A 17,139-nucleotide genomic window follows, 5' to 3' on the forward strand; every position below is an offset into this window, starting at 1 on the left:
CGCTCGCATCACTGCTCCGGCGCAGCGTCGCTCGGCGCCGGGTCGGTGACCGTCACCATGGCGTGACGGATCACCTTGTCTCCCAGGCGGTAGCCCGTCCGGAAGACGTTGCCGATGACAGGGGTGTCCCCGCTGCCATCATTCTGAATGGCTTCGTGGAGTTCCGGGTCGAATTCCTCGCCCGGCTCCGCGAACTTCGCCAGCTTCTCACCCGAGAGAACGTCGACCAGCTTGTCGGCGAACGCCCGCAGCGGGCCCTCGTCGAGGTCTCCGTGGTCCCGGGCGCGGTCGAGGTCGTCGAGGATGGGCAGCAGCTTCTCCACGAGAATCTGCTTACCGCGGTCGACGGCCTGCAGCTGCTCCTCGGCACTGCGGCGACGGAAGTTCGCGAACTGCGCGCGCTCCCGCTGCAGGGCCTCGGTCAGCTCCGCCACCTGCGCATCGGCCGGGGTGGCCTGGTCGCCGGCCGGCTGGGCCGCCGCGTCGTCCGCGGCGGCTTCAGCCTGCTGGGTTCCCGCGCCGTCGCGCACCTCACCCGTCTCCGGGTCGACGCGACGGTTGTCGGTCACCGTCACCGGCTCTTCGGCGGTGTTCTCCCCGGCGTTGTTACCGGCTGTCACTTGTTCTCACCTTCGGCGGGATCGTCCACGACCTCGGCGTCAACGACGTCGTCGGCTCCGGCGTCACCGGTGGCCGCACCGGCCTCGCCCTCGGCCTGAGCCGCCGCGTAGATCGCCTGGCCCATGGCCTGCGACTCCTCCGACAGCTTCTCGATCGCGCTGCGGATGGCGCCGGTGTCGGTGCCCTTCAGCGCCTCGTTGGCTCCGGTGATGGCCGCGTTGACCTTGTCCTTGACGTCGGCGGGGACCTTGTCCTCGTTCTCCTTCAGGAACTTCTCGGTCTGGTTGACCAGCGACTCCGCCTGGTTGCGGGTCTCGGCCTCCTCGCGGCGGACGCGGTCCTCTTCGGCGTGAGCCTCGGCGTCCTTGATCATCCGGTCGATCTCGTCCTTCGACAGACCCGAGCCGTCCTGGATGCGGATGCTGTTCTCCTTGCCGGTGCCCTTGTCCTTCGCGGTGACGTGAACAATGCCGTTCGCGTCGATGTCGAAGGTGACCTCGATCTGCGGAACGCCCTGCGGTGCAGGCGCGATGCCGCCGAGCTCGAACGATCCGAGCAGCTTGTTGTGCGAGGCGATCTCGCGCTCACCCTGGTACACCTGGATCTGCACCGACGGCTGGTTGTCTTCAGCGGTGGTGTAGGTCTCCGACCGCTTGGTCGGAATGGTGGTGTTGCGCTCGATCAGCTTGTGCATCACGCCGCCCTTGGTCTCGATGCCGAGGGACAGCGGGGTCACGTCGAGCAGCAGCACGTCCTTGACCTCGCCGCGCAGGACGCCGGCCTGCAGGGCGGCGCCGACGGCGACGACCTCGTCCGGGTTGACGCCCTTGTTGGGCTCCTGACCACCGGTGAGCTCCTTGACCAGGTCGGTCACGGCAGGCATGCGGGTGGAACCGCCGACGAGCACCACGTGGTCGATGTCGCTGACCGCGATGCCCGCGTCCTTGATGACGGCCTGGAACGGAGTGCGGGTGCGCTCGAGCAGGTCGCTCGTGATGCGCTGGAACTCAGCGCGCGAGAGCTGCTCGTCGAGGAAGAGCGGGTTCTTGTCGGCGTCGACGGTGATGTACGGCAGGTTGATCGAGGTACTCTGCGAGGACGAGAGTTCGATCTTCGCCTTCTCAGCGGCCTCGCGCAGACGCTGCATGGCCATCTTGTCCTTGGTCAGGTCGATACCCGAGCTGGCCTTGAACTTGTCGACGAGCCATTCGACGATGCGCTCGTCCCAGTCGTCACCACCGAGGTTGTTATCGCCCGACGTGGCACGGACCTCGACGACTCCGTCGCCGATCTCGAGCAGCGAGACGTCGAAGGTGCCGCCACCGAGGTCGAAGACCAGGATGGTCTGTTCCTTCTCGCCCTTGTCGAGACCGTAGGCCAGAGCGGCCGCGGTGGGCTCGTTGACGATGCGCAGGACGTTGAGGCCCGCGATCTGGCCGGCCTCCTTGGTGGCCTGACGCTGCGAGTCGTTGAAGTACGCCGGCACGGTGATGACCGCGTCGGTGACGTCCTCACCCAGGTAGGCCTCGGCGTCGCGCTTCAGCTTCATCAGCGTGCGGGCGCTGATCTCCTGCGGGGTGTACTTCTTGCCGTCGATCTCGACGGTCCAATCGGTGTCGCCCATGTGGCGCTTCACCGAGCGGATGGTGCGGTCGACGTTGGTGACGGCCTGGTTCTTGGCCGGCTGTCCGACGAGGACTTCGCCGTTGCGCGCGAACGCGACGATCGACGGAGTGGTCCGCGACCCCTCAGCGTTGGCGATGACGGCGGGCTCGCCGCCTTCGAGAACCGACACCACGGAGTTGGTGGTGCCGAGGTCGATTCCGACAGCACGTGACATGTGTGTTCCTCCTAGTTCCGGCTTGCTGGTGGGGGCCGGGTAGTTCTTTGGGCCGGGAGGGCCTTGTTGGTCTGTGAAACCTCAGCGCCTTCGACTCAGGTTTAATCGAGGATGTTCACCCCGTCAACCTTGTTGAGCCGCTTTCACTCAAGTTTCTCGATGGGTTCAACTGTACGCAGGGACGATTCATTCCGGAGAGTTGAGCGAAGTTGACTCAATCCTGGGTGATGTCCGTCACCGCAGGGAGACGGTCGGACGTGAAGTCAGCATCTGCGCCATCGGCAGACCAGCCGGGCACGTATCGAGCGTCAAAACCATGACCTGTTCCATTCATACGAACAAATGGTGACGCGCGTCACCGGATACCTGAGAACGACCTGAGCAGAGGCCCCTCGATCCCGTCGACCTGCGGAAACATCCCTCGTTACACATTCGCCCGCGACGCCGCATTTCCGGCACAGAAGTGCTCCCTCGCACTGTGTCCCCAGAGTTAGTGGCACCGTGGGGCGCTGCGGCGTCCCATCATTCTCGGCATGGCACCCATCGCACGATTGACCTCAACCGCTCGACGCGCAGTCGTCGTCACTGCCGCCGGAGCAGCGGCAGTGTCGCTCGCTGCCATCGGCGCCGGCAGCGCTCATGCTGCGGTCGGCGACGACGTCGATGACAGCTGCATGGCGTTCTCGCAGGACGCCGGCACCACCTGGATCGCGCAGGCGGCGCTGACGTACGACACCAGCATTCACCCGATACCCGGCGAGTTCGCCAAGCACACCTCGTTCCAGGTGAAGAACACCTGCGATACGCCGGCCAAGTTCCAGGTGTTCACGGGGTTCTGGACAGTGGGCGGCGACGGAACCGCCCAACTGCGCGCCGACATCGACGGCAAGACCGGTACTCCCGCGACCATCACCGGGGTATCGACTTCCCCCGATGACGCGAAGCTCCTCGCCGAGTCGGGACGTCTGGTCAAGGACAAGCCCGTGGCCGTCAACCTCTACATCGGGCTGCCTGCAGGCGAAACCGCCCAGTCGTTCTCAATTGATCCCGGGTGGGGATTCTTCCTCAACGAGGTCGCGCCCGGTACCGATCCGGGAACCGGTGACGGCGACAGCGGCTCGCTCGGCGGGTCGCTGAGCGGCGGCTCCCTCGGCGACCTCTTCGGCTCCGGTTCGGCGTCGGGCAGCCTCGGCAACGCCTCGAAGAGCCAGTTCGCGTCGGCACCCGCCGTAGTGGCGAACGACCGCTGATTCCGACGGAAGTCTGTCCGTCACTTACGACTTCGGCCATCCCCGGCCGAGACCGCGCGGGGTCACCTCGCGCACCCTTCCCTCCCACTGTCCGGAAACCTCCGGAACAGTCCCTGAGAAGAAACGGGAACACATGAACAAGGCAACCAAGGGCGCGATCGCCGCTGCCGCTGGCGCGCTCATCCTCGCCGGTGGCGCAGGCACCATGGCCGCGTGGAACAGCCAAGTCGGCGGCAACACCACTGCTGTCACCGCCGGTAGCTTGAACGTCACTCAAACGGGTACCGGCTCGTGGACCTGGGCCGATGGCACTGCTTTCAACCCGGCAACGGACTTCCTCGTCCCCGGAGACTCGGTGAAGTACGTCGCCGAGTACAACATCACTCTCAAGGGAACCAATCTCAAAGCCGAGCTTGTTCCGACAGTCGGCGGGGTCAGTGGCTTGCTCGCGCCCTACCTGACCGCAACTACCGCTGGCGCAACCGGGAACGAGACCATCGAATCTTCCGGCACCCGGACCATCACCACGACGGTTCTGTTCGACCCCGCCAAGGTGACCGACAACACCAGCATGGATAAGCCCGGCAGCCTCAACGGCGCAGCTGTCACGCTGACGCAGAAGCTCAGCAGCTAAGAAGAACACGTGAAGCCCCAGATCAAATGGGCGCTCGCAGCGGCGGCGGTTCTGCTGGTGGGATTCGTATCCCTCCAGCAGACCGGCGCCCTCTGGCGTTCGGAAACCACAGGCTCATCCACCACCGTCACCGCGGGCAAGCTCGACATCTCGGTGAACCAGGGCGGCGTCAAACAGTTCACGCTCGACGGACTGACGCTGACTGACGCGAACCCCGGCGACAGCGTCCAGAAGCCGCTACCGGTCATCAATTCCGGCAATGTGACGATGCAGTACAAGCTGAACTCGGTGGCCGTCACCGGCACCACCCCGCTGCAGCTGCGTGTCGCGGTAGTCGGCAGCGAGGCCGCGTGCACCCCCACCGGCGATGTCGGTGACGAGATCTACTCGGGTGCGATGAACACCGCTGCCACCGCAGCCCGCAACGTCGCGGCGGGTACTACCGAAGTGCTGTGCCTGCGTACCACCATCGCGACCAACGCATCGACGTCGCAGTCGGCCAACGCGACGTTCACCTTCGGCGCCCAGTCGGTCAGCAACTCATGATGTTCAGTCGCGGAACCCATCACACCAGCGAGACGGAGGCGCTTCCCTCCGCAAGCGACGCGGAGAACTCCGACGCGACTCCACCCATCTGGTGGGTGAAGACGATCGCCTCGTGGACGCTGCTGCTCGTCGCGGTCGGCGTGCTCGCTGTGCTCGTGGTGGTTCCGCGGCTGACCGGTTCCACCGCGTACACGGTGCTCACCGGGTCGATGCAGCCGACGTACCCGCCGGGAACGCTGATCGTGGTGAAGCCGACGCCGGGCGATCAATTGAAGGCCGGCGACGTCATCACGTTCCAGCCGGAGTCGGGCAATCCGTCGGTCACGACGCATCGGATCATCAGCATCGTCTACGACGCGAGCGGTAAGCGCCGGTTCATCACCAAGGGCGATGCCAACAATGCGACGGACCCGGTTCAACTCGTCGAAGAGCAGGTCCGAGGCAGACTGCTGTACTCGGTTCCCTACCTCGGCCGGATCAACTCCCTGATCTCCGGCTCGTCGCGGAGCATCGCGGTGTTCGTGATCGCCGGCGGTCTCGGTGCGTACGCGTTGTGGATGTGGATCAGCAGCATCCGCGACCGCAAGAAGCCGAAGCCTCCCGAGAACCCCGAACCCGGCGCCGCTCCGCCCGATCCGCCGATGCCGCCGGCTCCCACGCAGGCGGTTCCGGCGCACGCCGAGGTCGGCGGCCGGCACCCCGCAGGATCTGAGAACCGCTGCTATGCGTGCGGCGCCGATCAGTCCGGACGTCCGCCGCTCGCCTACTCGGCGGTCCCCAACCCGCCGTCGGCGGCGCCGGTGATCCCCAGTGCCGAGATCACCCAACCGATTCCTTTCATCAAGTGACTCCCTCCCGAATGATTAGGCAGAAACAGATGTCCTCATCCAACGAAACTCACGACCGCGAGCGGTCGGGGTCGCGACTGCGCGGGCGCCTCGGCGACACCGGTTGGACGCGCGCCCGAGCGATCGCCTCACTCGGAATGGTCTTCGGTCTCGGCGCCGTCGGCACGATGGCCGCGTGGTCGGACACCGCGACCGCGACTACCGGAATGTTCAGCACGGCGGCCGTCGACGTGCGAATGGATCTTCACGGCGACCGGCCAACACACCAATTCGCGTCATTGGCGAAGCTCAACCTCGCTAAGGGAGCCACAGTCGCGGGTATGCTCCCGGTCAACAACATCGGCGGCAGCGACTTCGACTACACGATGAAGGCAGTCAGCGCCGACAGCGGCACAGCGACATACGGCGACGCGAACGCCGGCACGTTCGCGCAGAATCTGAAGGTGAACGTCTACCGGGGTGGTAGCAGCAATGGAACCGTCTGCAGCGGCGGCACCGCCATCGCGACGGGCAAGGCGCTGACGCTCGGCACAACCGACATCATCACGACCAACCAGCGAGTGAACAAGAACACGACCGACAATCTGTGCTTCCAAATCACTCTCGACTCCAACGCCCCGAATAGTGCGCGGATGTCAGCTCTGTCAGTCAAATTCAACTTCGCAGCGACCCAAGCGTGATCTCGCAATGAGTCAGCAGCAAGCAAGGACTACGCAGCGACGCCGCCGCCGCGAGCTCGCCCTCAATCTCGGCGCCGTCGCGGGCCTGGTCTGCATCGTGATCGCGGTGGTGTCGATGACGTTCGGGATCAAGCCACTGGTGTTCCGATCGGGGTCGATGTCGCCGCAGATCCCGACCGGCTCTCTCGCAGTGGCCCGTACCGTTCCCGCTGCGCAGATCAGTGTCGGCGATGTCGTCAGTGTCGACAACGAGGCCGGAACTCGAATCACCCATCGCGTCGTTGCAGTCGACCCCGCCGGTGGCGACAAGGTCGCGCTGATCATGAAGGGCGATGCGAACCGAGTTGCGGATCCCACGCCGTACCTGGTCGATCACGCAGATCGAGTGATCACAAGCGTGCCGTTCGCCGGGTACGTAGCCGCTTGGTTTTCGAGCAAGACGGCGATCTTCCTCGGCGGCGTCCTCGCCGGGGCCTTGCTGATGCTCGCTTTCGGCCCCCTACGCCGATCCAGCAGCGACGCGTCGAATGACGCACACCAGACCGAAACACTCGATGAGCCCGCCGACAGCAGCGAGGCCAAGCTCCAGGAGGCCAACTGTGGCTAATCTCCGTCAATCAATTCGCCAGAAGCTGCCGTCCACTCGTGCGCTCCTCGCCATCGGCGGCGCGGCCGTCGCCGCGGTCGGACTGGTACAGACCACCGACACCATGGCCGCCGGAACTGATGCGGCGACAGCCAATGTGTCCCAGATCGCTAGTCAGAACTTCACACCGGTACCCGTGGTGAAGGGCATGTCGTGCAGTGGCGGACTAGGCTCCAAAGCGGATCTCCAATGGACCAGCGCCGGCCCCGGGTACTGGTACGAAGTGGAACGGTGGGAGGGCGGAAGCAGTCCGGCTTGGTCAGGCGCGACCCCGGACGCGAACTACAATGGCATTTCCCTCCCGTACTCAGTTCTGAAGAAGGTCTATTCCGTTCGCGTCCGTACGCGATACGGCCAGAACGGCGAGCTGTCGAGTGGTTACGCCCAATGGGACATCACCAACTGGTCTGGCGTCACGTACTGCACCTCCAACGGAGGCGGTGACCGAGGTCGATCCAACATCTCGAGTTGGCAGGAACAGTCCGACTGGACTCCCGCCGCACCCCAAAACATCGTCAACGACGCACCGGGCGCCCTGTCGAGGATGCGAAGCGCGATGGAGAAACTTGCACCGTCGACGACATCGGACCCGTCGACCAGCAATGCGCCAGAATCAGAAGCCGACCCCACCACGTCGGCGACGAAGCCATCAGAGTCGACGAAGCCGTCAGAGTCCGAGTCTGTCGAGTCGACCACTCCGTCGTCGGCACCCGACACCAGTGCCGAAGCCACCGAGCCGAGTACCGAGGCCAAGCCGAAGCTCACGATCGCTCTCGAAGTGGCGGGCACCGATCGTCAGTTGATCCTCAATGCCGATGGTGTCGAGAAGTGCCGGACCCCGCTTGAGGACGGCGACGTCGCGAGCGTCAACTCCGCCACCAATACCGTCTCGATCACCAACGGGACCACGGTGAAGAAGGTCGACACGGAGACCTGCGCAGTCTCCTGACCCACCCATGCGAAGGCGCGTCCGGTGCACCCCGACCCGGACGCGCCTTCCCCATTTCCGGACGACGGACCGACGGTTAGACTAGAACGCGTTCTATTGCGATGGTCGACTCAGGAACGGAGTGGGATGGGACTGCGAGAGCAGATGCTGGCCACCGTCGAAGGGTCGCCGGCAGCCGTGGCCGCGCACGACAGACAGCGGTGGTTGTCGCTGTTCGCGCCGGACGCGATAGTCAACGACCCCGTGGGGTCGAGCCCGCACCGCGGAGACGAGCAGCTCTCCCGCTTCTACGACACCTTCATCGCCCCCAACACGATCGTCTTCCATCCGGCGCACGACATCGTCTGTGGCGACACAGTGATCCGCGACCTCACGCTGGAGATCCGCATGAGCGACGCCGTGACGCTGACGGTGCCTGTGCACCTGCGGTACGAGATGGCGTCGGCCGATCTGATCGCGGGCCTGTTCGCTCACTGGGAACTGCCGACCATGGTGCGACAACTCCTCGCCGAGGGCCTCGACGCACTCCCGATCTCGACGCGGCTGGCCGGGGCGCTGCTGCAGAATCAGAGACTCGGCGGGGCCGCAGGCTTCGCCCGAGGGTTCGTTCGCGCGGGTGCTGCGGAGAAGCGGCGGACGCTCGCGTTCCTAGACGCGGCGTGCGCAGAGCGGTCCGGGTCCGACGTACGGGTCGAGTACGGTGCCGGGCGCGTCGGGCCGGTCGCAGACCTGCGCGACGAACTGGACGGCTGGCAGACCGGCAAGTGCCTGGCTGCCGGACGATACGTGACAGTGAGCCTCACGCGCGGCGAAGAACACGCGGTGGCGATGGCCACCTTCGAACGCAGGCAGATCGTCGCGATGAAGGTGTACGTGGCGAGCTGAACCCGCCCTACTCGACGGCCGCGCGGTCGGCGATCCCCATCGCCCACCAATACAGACCCGCGTCGGGACTGGATGCGGAGGCCAGAACGAGGTCGGAGAGGTTCAGATCCTCCCACTCCCACAGGAGCTCGTTGTAGGCGGTCATCATCGGTCCCACGCGGGCGCGGGCCCGAGCGATCTCCGCCTCCGAGAACCCGCGCTCCCGCAGCCAGCCGTCGGTATCGGCCTGCCGACCGTGGCCGATCGTAGTGTCGAGAAAGGGCTCGAGCAGCCGCATCCAGATGTCGGGGCGGGCGATCTGCGGAATCCGGTGACGCTCGGCGAACTGCCGGAGGTCGCCCTCACGCAGCTTGGACACGAACAGCGTCTCGCCCGCCGTCGTGCGGATCTCCGGCGGGAATCCAGCCGGGTCGACGTCGCGAATCCCGCCCACCGACAGCACCGGCTCGGCACACACCGAGGCCGCCGGGTGAACGTAGTCGACGAAGGTCAGGGCGTCGTCGCCGAACTCCACGCCGCGCGACCACAGTCCGGGCAACGGCACCCGCGAAGGCTGCTGCGCCGGCGGGCGGCGCCGTCGTCGCGGCCAGAAGATCACGTGCCGAGCGTAGGACATCGATCAGGAGGTCGACTCCGACCGACGAAACGTCGAGAGCCGTCGCCGCTGTGACGCGCCCCTTGTTAGATGGAGCCATGACGACGTCCCCGTTCCGCGACCGGCAGTTCTGAACCGTGGACCGCCGCGCCCTGCCCGCCGCCGATCCCACCGCCCTCTGGCGGGGTCTGGACGACGCCGACCCAGTCGGCCCCATGTGGCGGGCGGCGCAGATCTTCCGTCTCGTCGCCTTCGTCTACGCACTCGGTTTCCAGGTCGCGATCAACGGCGACCTGGAACATCCCGCCGTCACCTGGATCCTGTTCGCCGTCCTGACCGCGGCCAACATCTGGTGGACCACCGGCTACCTCGCCGGATTCGGTCGCCGCCGGTGGTTCGTCGCGAGCGAGGTGATCGTGTCGGCCGCGATGATGCTCTCGACCGAGTTCGTCGCCTCCGGCCAGTGGATCGCCGACAACCAGACCTGGCCCACCACTCTCTGGATGACGAACGCCGCACTGTCCGCGGCGTTGCTCGGCGGGGCGCGCTGGGGTTTCGCGGCCGCAGCGGTGATCGGACTGACGAACTACTACGTCAAGGGCGAATTCCTGCTGAACTTCGGACGCAACGCGACGGCCATCCTGCTCGCCGCCGCGTCGATCGCCCTCGGCATGGCCGCCTCCCGCGCCCGACTGATGCATTCCCGGCTCACCGCGGCCGTCGAACTCGCCGCGGCATCGGCCGAACGCGAACGGCTCGCCCGCGAGGTGCACGACGGCGTGCTGCAGGTCCTCGCCCTGATCGCTCGTCGCGGGCGCGAGATCGGCGGTCCCACTGACGAACTCGCGAGTCTGGCGGCCGAACAGGAACGCGTGCTGCGGCAGCTCATCGCGGCGACGCCTGCGCCGGTGGCAGACGGGGGCGCCCTCCTCGACCTCGGACCGGGCCTGCGCGCCCTGGCGACCGACCGTGTTCGGGTCAGCACACCCGGCGAGCGGGTCCTGATCGACGCCGCGGTCGCCGGCGAGGTGCTCGCCGCGGTCGGCAACATCCTCGACAACGTCGAACGCCACGCGGGCGGCGACGCGCACGCCTTCGTCCTGCTGGAAGACCTCGACACCGAGATCGTCGTCAGCGTCCGCGACGACGGTGTGGGGATCGAGCCCGGCCGGCTGTCGGCGGCGGTGAAGGAAGGGCGGATGGGGATCTCGCGGTCGATCATCGGGCGGATCGAGGCACTCGGCGGCACCGCTCGGCTGGAGTCGGCGCCCGGTGCCGGGACAGAATGGGAGCTGACGGTCCCGGCCGGCGAAAGAGAGGCGCAGTCCCGATGAGCGATGCCGCACTGCGCGTGATGGTGGTCGACGACCACCCGATGTGGCGAGAGGGCGTGGCGCGCGACCTGTCGGAGGAGGGCTTCGACGTCGTCGCCACCGCCGACGGCTGCGCGAGCGCGGCCGCGCGTGCCGCGGCGGTGCGGCCCGACGTCGTCCTGATGGACATGCAGATGCCCGACGGCACCGGCGCCGAAGCGACCGCCGCAGTCCTCGCGGCGCACCCCGGCGCGCACGTGCTGGTCCTCTCGGCGTCCGACGAGCGCGACGACGTGCTCGAGGCCATCAAGGCCGGGGCCACCGGGTATCTGGTGAAGAGTGCGCAGCGGTCGGAGCTGGTCGCGGCCGTCCGTGCGACGGGCGACGGGCAGGCCGTGTTCACTCCCGGTCTCGCCGGACTGGTGCTCGGCGAGTACCGGCGGATCGCCCGCTCCCCCGAACCTGACGCACCGACGCTGACGCAGCGCGAGACCGAGGTGCTGCGGCATGTCGCGAAGGGGCTGTCGTCGCGACAGATCGCGACGCGGCTGTCGATCAGTCCGCGCACCGTCGAGAACCACGTCGGCGCCGCGCTACGGAAGCTGCAGCTCGGCAACCGGGTGGAGTTGGCGCGGTACGCGATCGAGCACGGCCTCGACCAGGAGTAACCGCCGACCCCACGGCCAACTCCCCACACCTTCTGCGTAATTCTGCGCATGTCCGCGAGGCGCCGCACCGCGACGCTGGAAGGCATGACGAACAACAACGATCCAGCAGTCGCGGCGGCCCGCCTCGGCGACGAGCTGAAGAGCATCGCGGGCCGGATGTCGGCGGTGTCGGCCGACTTCGAGGCGTTCACCGCGTCGCTCGCCCGAGAGTCGGAGACGCCGCAGGACGCGGATGCGCCCCCGGTCGCGGCGACGGGACCGCAGCCCGCGCCCCAGCCTGAGCCTGAGCCCCAGCCGCGGCCTGAGCCGCAGCCGCATTTGCAGTACGCGACGGTGCCGCCGACGGTGGGCACGCCGTTCACGCGACAGCCCTTCGGTCCCCAGTCGTACGGTGTCCCGTCGTACGCCCCGCAGCCCTACCCGCCTCATCCGTACGGCCCGCCGTCGTACGCTCCGCGCCCGTTCCCGGCACCGCCGGCCACGCCGGCGCCCAGCCTCGGCAAACGACTCTCCGACGCCGCCGAACGCGGGCTGGTCGGCCGGGTTCTGGCGGCGGTCGGCGTCGCGATCACGCTGATCGGGATCGTGCTGCTGCTGGTTCTGGCCGCACAGGCCGGTCTGCTCCGGCCCGAGCTTCGCGTCGCCGGCGGCGCGGTCTTCGCCGCCGCACTGGTCGGCGTCGGATCGCGGGTCGGACGCCGACCCGAGAAGCGTCCCGGCGCCGTCGCCCTGGTCGCGACCGGCGTCGCCGCGGCCCTACTCGACGTCCTCGCCGCCACCGCGATCTACGGCTGGCTGCCGGAGTCGGCAGCGCTCGTCGCCGGCGCACTGATCGGCGGCGGCGGACTGTGGTCGGCGCACCGGTGGAACAGTCAGGCGCTCGCACTCATGGTGTCGGTGCCGCTGCTGGTCTTCGCGCCGGTGGTCGCGGGCGGCGTCGACGAACTCCTGGTCTGCTTCATGCTGACGTACGCGGCGGCCACCCTGTGGCTGCAGGCCGGTCGGGACTGGACCTCGCTGTTCGTCGTCAACACGGTCGCCACCACGCTTCCGATGACCGTGTTCGTGGTGATCGGCGACGGTCCTGCGTGGTTCCTGGCGGTCACCGCGCTCACCGGGCTCGCCCTGGCGCTCTGCTCGGCGATCATGCTGGCGCCCGCAAGCAGTCGCGCCGTGGTGCTCGGACTCACTTCTGTGGCCGCGGCGATCCCGCTGCCGATGATCGCAGGTCAGTGGACCGCCGGGGCCGGATCGTCGACGGCGGTGATCGGATTGGGCGCCGTGCTCTTCGTCGTCGCCGCGGTGGCTACCCGCGGACCGGCGTCGGTGCCCTTCGTCTGCCGGGTGGTGTGGCTGGCCGCAGGAGCGGTGCTGATCTCGATGGCGCTCGGGGTCGCACTCGACGCCTCGACGATCTCGCTCGGCTTCCTGGCAGGTGCGGTGATCATGGGTCTCGCGGCCCGTTGGGCCGACGATCTGCGGGGCGCAGTGCGGATCGCGGCCACCGTGTTCGCGGGCCTCGGACTGTCGTCGCTGCTGGAGACGGGCGGGGCGCAACAGCTCCTGTATCCCGGCGGGCTGAGTGACTCGGTCCACGCGACCCTCCTCGTCGGCTCACTCCTCGGCCTGGCCGCCACCATGGTGCTGGCCCGCGAATGGGGCACCGCAGCGCCGAGCCGCGCACAACAGATCTGGCTGATCGGCGGCCTCATCGGCCTGTGGCTCACCACCGAACTGTGCGTCGGAGTCGCCGGAGTCGCCACCGGAGGCTCGACCACCGGATTCCGCGCCGGTCACCTCGCGGCGACCCTCGTCTGGTTCGGCTCCGCCGCCGCGGCCCTGATGTGGGCGCGGAGGCTGCAGGGAGCGAGCCGCACCCTCACCCTCGCCACGGGGTTGTCGGTGATCGCGGCGGCGGTCGCGAAACTCTTCCTGTTCGATCTCGCCGCCCTCGACGGAATGTTCCGGGTGATCGCCTTCATCGTCGCCGGACTGGTTCTGCTCTCGCTCGGCGTGGCTTACGCGCAGCGATTCACCTCCGAGGAACCCGCGCACTGACCCGCACAGAATTTTGGCTCCCGGAACGGTCTCACGGACCGTTCCGGGAGCCAAAATTTTGCAGACCGGAACCGATAGCCCGGCACGTGCGTCTAATTGAAGGTGGGGGAAGCACAGTCGACAGCCGATCGTCGGGCGAACAGCCGGTGGTCGGAGCATCCGGAGATCGCGGTCGCACACCATCTCGCCGCTCACGACGGCGTGATCACCACCGGACAAGCACTGGCCTGCGGACTCACCGTGGGCCAGATCCGTTCGCAGGTGGAGCGAGGCCTGTGGGTACGGCAGGCCCGCGAAGTCTTCCTCTCCCTCGCCCACCCGCTGGAGGCCGCCGCGCGAATACGCGTGGTCGCGCATGCGAGGGCGGCCACCATCGATCGCACCGCTGCCGCCTGGTGGCACGGCCTGGTCCGGGACGTTCCCGGGCCGATCACCGCCGCGGTGCCGCGCTCGGCGAAGCCGAATGCGACCTGCGGGGTGGCTGCCGACCTCAAGCGGCGCACCTACCCGCACGAAGACATCACCGAGGTCCGCGGAATCCAGGTGACCGGCACCGCGCTCTCGGTTCTCGGCGCGGCGTCAGAACACGAGGAGGGTCTGGTCTTCCTCGATCGGATGATTCAGAAGCGCGTGGTGACCGTGCCCGAACTGGTCGCCGCGCTGGACCGGAACCGCGGCGTCCACGGACTCGCCCGAGTGCGCAAGCTGCTGGGTGTCTCCGCCGACGGCTCGGAGTCCGAGGCCGAACGACTCTTCGTGCGGATGCTCCGCAGCGAACAGATCACCGGATGGAAGCAGCAGTTCCCGATCTGCGGTCGGCCGTGGGACTTCGCCTGGCCCGCCGAGCGCGTCGGCGTGGAGATCCACGGCTACGCCTTCCATCGGCACGAGGACCGGTGGAACCGCGATCTCGCGAAGGCGAACTCGATCGCCTGCCTCGGCTGGATCCCGCTGGCCTACTCGTGGAAGCAGCTCAATCTGGCGCCCGGCGACTGCATGCGCGAGCTAGCCAATGCCCTCGCCGCCCGCCGCGCCGAACTCCTCTGAAAACTTTGGCTCCCGGACAGGTCTGTGAGACCCGTCCGGGAGCCAAAATTCTCATCACGCCGCGGCGCGCGCCTGTTCCACAGGCTCAAGGGCCTCCGAGACGATCACCGCGACATCCGTCATCGGCTTCACCTCGAGCGCCTCGAGCACCTCGGCCGGAACCTCGTCCAGATCGGCCTCGTTGCGCTGCGGGATGAAGACCGTCTTCAACCCGTTCCGTTGCGCGGCGAGCAGCTTCTGCTTCACGCCGCCGATCGGCAGCACGCGCCCGTTCAGGGTCACCTCGCCGGTCATGCCGACATCGCTGCGCACCCGCCGGCCGGTCAGCATCGACACCAACGCGGTCACCATCGTGACACCCGCGGACGGTCCGTCCTTAGGAACCGCACCGGCCGGGAAGTGGATGTGCACCGTGCCGTTGAGATCAGCCGGATCGATGCCGAAATCGGCGGCGTGCGCCTGCACGTACGAGAGCGCGATCTGCGCCGACTCCTTCATCACCTCACCCAGCTGGCCCGTCAGCTTCAGCTGCGGTCCGGCCGCGTGCTCACCCTTCTCCGACGTGCCCGCCGCTTTCAGCGCCTCGATGAACAGCACGTCGCCGCCCATTCCCGTCACGGCCAGACCGGTGGCGACGCCCGGAACCTCGGTGCGCTCGGCGGTTTCCGGAGTGAACCGCGGTCGCCCGAGGTACTCCACCAGCGCAGTCTCGTCGACGACGATCGGCCCGCTCGCTTCGCTCCCGGCGCCGTGCGAATCCGGCCCGCTCGCTACGCTCCCGGCGCCGTGCGAATCCGGCCCGCTCGCTTCGCTCCCGGCGCCGGCCTGCACCGCGACCTTCCGCGCCACCTTCGCCAGCATCCGCTCGAACTGCCGAACACCCGGCTCACGGGTGTAGTTCGCGGCGATCTCACGCAAGGCGCCCTCGGTGACACTCACCTCGTCCGCCGTGAGCGCAGCCCGCTCCAGCTGTCGCGGAACCAGGTAGTCACGCGCGATGGCGACCTTGTCGTCCTCGGTATAGCCGTCGATCGTGACCAGCTCCATACGATCCAGCAGCGCCGACGGAATGTTCTCCACCACGTTCGCGGTAGCGAGGAAGACCACGTCCGACAGGTCCAGGTCCAGATCCAGGTAGTGGTCGCGGAACGTGTGGTTCTGCGCCGGGTCCAGGACTTCCAGAAGCGCCGCCGCGGGGTCGCCACGGTAGTCAGAGCCCACCTTGTCGATCTCGTCGAGCAGGACGACGGGATTCATCGAACCGGCTTCGCCGATGGCACGGACGATCCGTCCGGGCAGCGCGCCCACGTAGGTGCGGCGGTGACCGCGGATCTCGGCCTCATCGCGGACACCGCCGAGCGCCACGCGGACGAACTTGCGACCGAGCGCGCGGGCCACCGACTCGCCGAGCGACGTCTTACCGACCCCGGGAGGTCCGGCCAGCACCATCACCGCACCGGAACCGCGACCGCCCACCACCGACAATCCGCGTTCGGCACGCCGGGCGCGGACCGCCAGGTACTCGACGATCCGGTCCTTCACGTCCTCCAGACCGTGATGGTCGGCGTCGAGGATCTCCCTTGCCTCGATCAGGTCGGTCGAATCGTCGGTCCGGACCGACCACGGAAGGTCGAGCACCGTGTCGAGCCAGGTCCGGATCCAGCCGGATTCGGGGCTCTGATCACTTCCTCGCTCGAGCTTCCCGACCTCCCGAAGAGCGGCCTCACGGACCTTCTCGGGCAGATCGGCGCCCTCGACGCGAGTCCGGTAGTCCTCGGCACCGTCCGGCTCGTCCTCCCCGAGTTCCTTGCGAATGGCGTTGAGCTGCTGGCGCAGGAGGAACTCCTTCTGCGTCTTCTCCATGCCCTCGCGCACGTCGGCCGCGATCTTGTCGCTGACCTCTGTCTCCGCCAGGTGCTCCCCGGTCCAGTCGATCAACAGCCGCAGCCGCTCGTCGACGTTCTCGGTCTCCAGCAACCGACGCTTGCGCTCATCGCTGATCCACGACGCGTAGCCCGAGGTATCGGCGAGCGCGGACGGATCGGTGAGGCGGTTGACGGCGTCGATCACCTGCCACGCCTCCCGGCGCTGCAGCATCGCGAGCACCACCTTGCGGTACTCGGCGGCCAGTTCGCGGGTGGTCTCGGTGGGTTCGGTCTCCTCAACCAGCTCCACCTCCACCCACAGCGCCGCACCCGGACCGGTGGTTCCGGCACCGATGTGTGCGCGCTGCTCGCCGCGGATCACCGCGACGTGGCCGTCTCGGCCCTGCATGCGACCGACCTGCACCACCGAGGCGATCACGCCGTGTGTCGGGTAGTGGTCGTCGAGGCGCGGGGCGATCAGGATCTTGCCCGCACCGGGTTCTGCGCTGTCGCTCGCGCGGGCCGCGTCGACGGCGGCCTGCGCGGCATCGTCGAGCGGCACGGGCACCACCATCCCGGGCAGCACCACGAGATCGGGAACGAACAGCACGGGAACGGAAATGTTCTCAGACATCACACCTCCAAAGTTCAGTCTGCTCGACTCAACCGAGGGTGCCCTTTGTTTGTTCCGGAA

The 17,139-nt window shown here is 67.6% G+C and carries 16 protein-coding genes and 1 pseudogene; 13 read left to right on the forward strand and 4 right to left on the reverse strand.

Features of this window, described 5'->3' with window-relative positions; all coding sequences use genetic code 11:
• Positions 1-8: 8 nt before the first annotated feature.
• Positions 9-620: a nucleotide exchange factor GrpE gene (gene grpE / locus ACZ5QD_RS12315; RefSeq protein ID WP_006896064.1), complete on the reverse strand. Its 612-nt coding sequence runs from the start codon at positions 618-620 to the stop codon at positions 9-11.
• Positions 617-2,461, reverse strand: coding sequence for a molecular chaperone DnaK (gene dnaK, locus ACZ5QD_RS12320; RefSeq protein WP_006896063.1), 1,845 nt, complete (start codon positions 2,459-2,461; stop codon positions 617-619). The genes grpE and dnaK overlap by 4 nt, the downstream gene beginning before the upstream one ends.
• A gap of 533 nt (positions 2,462-2,994) precedes the next feature.
• Between dnaK and ACZ5QD_RS12325 the strand changes: the two genes are divergently transcribed.
• From ACZ5QD_RS12325 to ACZ5QD_RS12365, 9 genes and pseudogenes are all read left to right on the forward strand, one after another.
• Complete coding sequence (locus ACZ5QD_RS12325; RefSeq protein ID WP_464366789.1) at positions 2,995-3,711, forward strand: hypothetical protein; 717 nt, start codon at positions 2,995-2,997, stop codon at positions 3,709-3,711.
• A 133-nt stretch (positions 3,712-3,844) separates the two neighbouring features.
• Positions 3,845-4,345, forward strand: a complete 501-nt coding sequence (locus tag ACZ5QD_RS12330; protein ID WP_278125176.1) for an alternate-type signal peptide domain-containing protein — start codon at positions 3,845-3,847, stop codon at positions 4,343-4,345.
• Positions 4,346-4,354: 9 nt separating this feature from the next.
• On the forward strand, positions 4,355-4,891 hold the full coding sequence (locus ACZ5QD_RS12335) for a hypothetical protein (protein ID WP_278125178.1): 537 nt from the start codon (positions 4,355-4,357) through the stop codon (positions 4,889-4,891).
• Positions 4,888-5,739 (forward strand): signal peptidase I, encoded by an 852-nt coding sequence (locus ACZ5QD_RS12340; RefSeq protein WP_222111479.1) that lies wholly within the window; start codon positions 4,888-4,890, stop codon positions 5,737-5,739. Before ACZ5QD_RS12335 ends, ACZ5QD_RS12340 begins: the two co-directional genes overlap by 4 nt.
• A 29-nt stretch (positions 5,740-5,768) precedes the next feature.
• Positions 5,769-5,948, forward strand: a pseudogene (locus tag ACZ5QD_RS12345) (SipW-dependent-type signal peptide-containing protein); the annotation flags it as partial.
• 111 nt (positions 5,949-6,059) lie between these two features.
• A complete protein-coding gene (locus ACZ5QD_RS12350; RefSeq protein ID WP_464367289.1) occupies positions 6,060-6,419 on the forward strand; it encodes a hypothetical protein in 360 nt (119 codons plus the stop codon).
• A 7-nt stretch (positions 6,420-6,426) separates the two neighbouring features.
• Positions 6,427-7,026 (forward strand): signal peptidase I, encoded by a 600-nt coding sequence (locus tag ACZ5QD_RS12355; protein ID WP_464367269.1) that lies wholly within the window; start codon positions 6,427-6,429, stop codon positions 7,024-7,026.
• Complete coding sequence (locus ACZ5QD_RS12360) at positions 7,019-8,014, forward strand: hypothetical protein (protein WP_006896053.1); 996 nt, start codon at positions 7,019-7,021, stop codon at positions 8,012-8,014. Before ACZ5QD_RS12355 ends, ACZ5QD_RS12360 begins: the two co-directional genes overlap by 8 nt.
• A 126-nt stretch (positions 8,015-8,140) precedes the next feature.
• The gene (locus ACZ5QD_RS12365) at positions 8,141-8,899 is read left to right on the forward strand and encodes a nuclear transport factor 2 family protein (protein ID WP_006896051.1); all 759 of its coding nucleotides are present in this window, start codon (positions 8,141-8,143) and stop codon (positions 8,897-8,899) included.
• Positions 8,900-8,906: 7 nt separating this feature from the next.
• On the opposite strand, the gene ACZ5QD_RS12370 is transcribed toward ACZ5QD_RS12365, so the two are convergent.
• Positions 8,907-9,497 carry a hypothetical protein gene (locus ACZ5QD_RS12370; RefSeq protein ID WP_039867282.1) on the reverse strand — a complete coding sequence of 197 codons (591 nt, stop codon included), beginning with the start codon at positions 9,495-9,497 and terminating at the stop codon, positions 8,907-8,909.
• A 134-nt stretch (positions 9,498-9,631) separates the two neighbouring features.
• On the opposite strand from ACZ5QD_RS12370, the gene macS reads away from it, so the two are divergent.
• From macS to ACZ5QD_RS12390, 4 genes are all read left to right on the forward strand, one after another.
• The gene (macS, locus tag ACZ5QD_RS12375; RefSeq protein ID WP_006896048.1) at positions 9,632-10,828 is read left to right on the forward strand and encodes a MacS family sensor histidine kinase; all 1,197 of its coding nucleotides are present in this window, start codon (positions 9,632-9,634) and stop codon (positions 10,826-10,828) included.
• The gene (locus tag ACZ5QD_RS12380) at positions 10,825-11,475 is read left to right on the forward strand and encodes a response regulator (protein WP_464366790.1); all 651 of its coding nucleotides are present in this window, start codon (positions 10,825-10,827) and stop codon (positions 11,473-11,475) included. Before macS ends, ACZ5QD_RS12380 begins: the two co-directional genes overlap by 4 nt.
• Before the next feature lie 84 nt (positions 11,476-11,559).
• Entirely contained in the window at positions 11,560-13,533 is a 1,974-nt protein-coding gene (locus tag ACZ5QD_RS12385; protein WP_464366791.1) for a DUF2339 domain-containing protein, read from the forward strand.
• A 102-nt stretch (positions 13,534-13,635) separates the two neighbouring features.
• Positions 13,636-14,580, forward strand: a complete 945-nt coding sequence (locus ACZ5QD_RS12390; protein WP_062366486.1) for a hypothetical protein — start codon at positions 13,636-13,638, stop codon at positions 14,578-14,580.
• Positions 14,581-14,634: 54 nt separating this feature from the next.
• Here ACZ5QD_RS12390 and lon read toward each other — a convergent pair whose 3' ends face one another.
• Entirely contained in the window at positions 14,635-17,079 is a 2,445-nt protein-coding gene (gene lon, locus ACZ5QD_RS12395; RefSeq protein ID WP_464366792.1) for an endopeptidase La, read from the reverse strand.
• Positions 17,080-17,139 lie beyond the last annotated feature (60 nt).

The organism is Gordonia sp. J1A, from assembly GCF_055393515.1.

Bases quoted from the DNA above. Each gene is read 5' to 3' on its own strand.
- lon (WP_464366792.1), bottom strand. From the start codon at position 17,079: ATGTCTGAGAACATTTCCGTTCCCGTGCTGTTCGTTCCCGATCTCGTG.
- ACZ5QD_RS12385 (WP_464366791.1), top strand. From the start codon at position 11,560: ATGACGAACAACAACGATCCAGCAGTCGCGGCGGCCCGCCTCGGCGAC.
- ACZ5QD_RS12365 (WP_006896051.1), top strand. From the start codon at position 8,141: ATGGGACTGCGAGAGCAGATGCTGGCCACCGTCGAAGGGTCGCCGGCA.
- ACZ5QD_RS12325 (WP_464366789.1), top strand. From the start codon at position 2,995: ATGGCACCCATCGCACGATTGACCTCAACCGCTCGACGCGCAGTCGTC.
- ACZ5QD_RS12340 (WP_222111479.1), top strand. From the start codon at position 4,888: ATGATGTTCAGTCGCGGAACCCATCACACCAGCGAGACGGAGGCGCTT.
- ACZ5QD_RS12380 (WP_464366790.1), top strand. From the start codon at position 10,825: ATGAGCGATGCCGCACTGCGCGTGATGGTGGTCGACGACCACCCGATG.
- ACZ5QD_RS12330 (WP_278125176.1), top strand. From the start codon at position 3,845: ATGAACAAGGCAACCAAGGGCGCGATCGCCGCTGCCGCTGGCGCGCTC.
- ACZ5QD_RS12350 (WP_464367289.1), top strand. From the start codon at position 6,060: ATGCTCCCGGTCAACAACATCGGCGGCAGCGACTTCGACTACACGATG.
- ACZ5QD_RS12355 (WP_464367269.1), top strand. From the start codon at position 6,427: ATGAGTCAGCAGCAAGCAAGGACTACGCAGCGACGCCGCCGCCGCGAG.
- dnaK (WP_006896063.1), bottom strand. From the start codon at position 2,461: ATGTCACGTGCTGTCGGAATCGACCTCGGCACCACCAACTCCGTGGTG.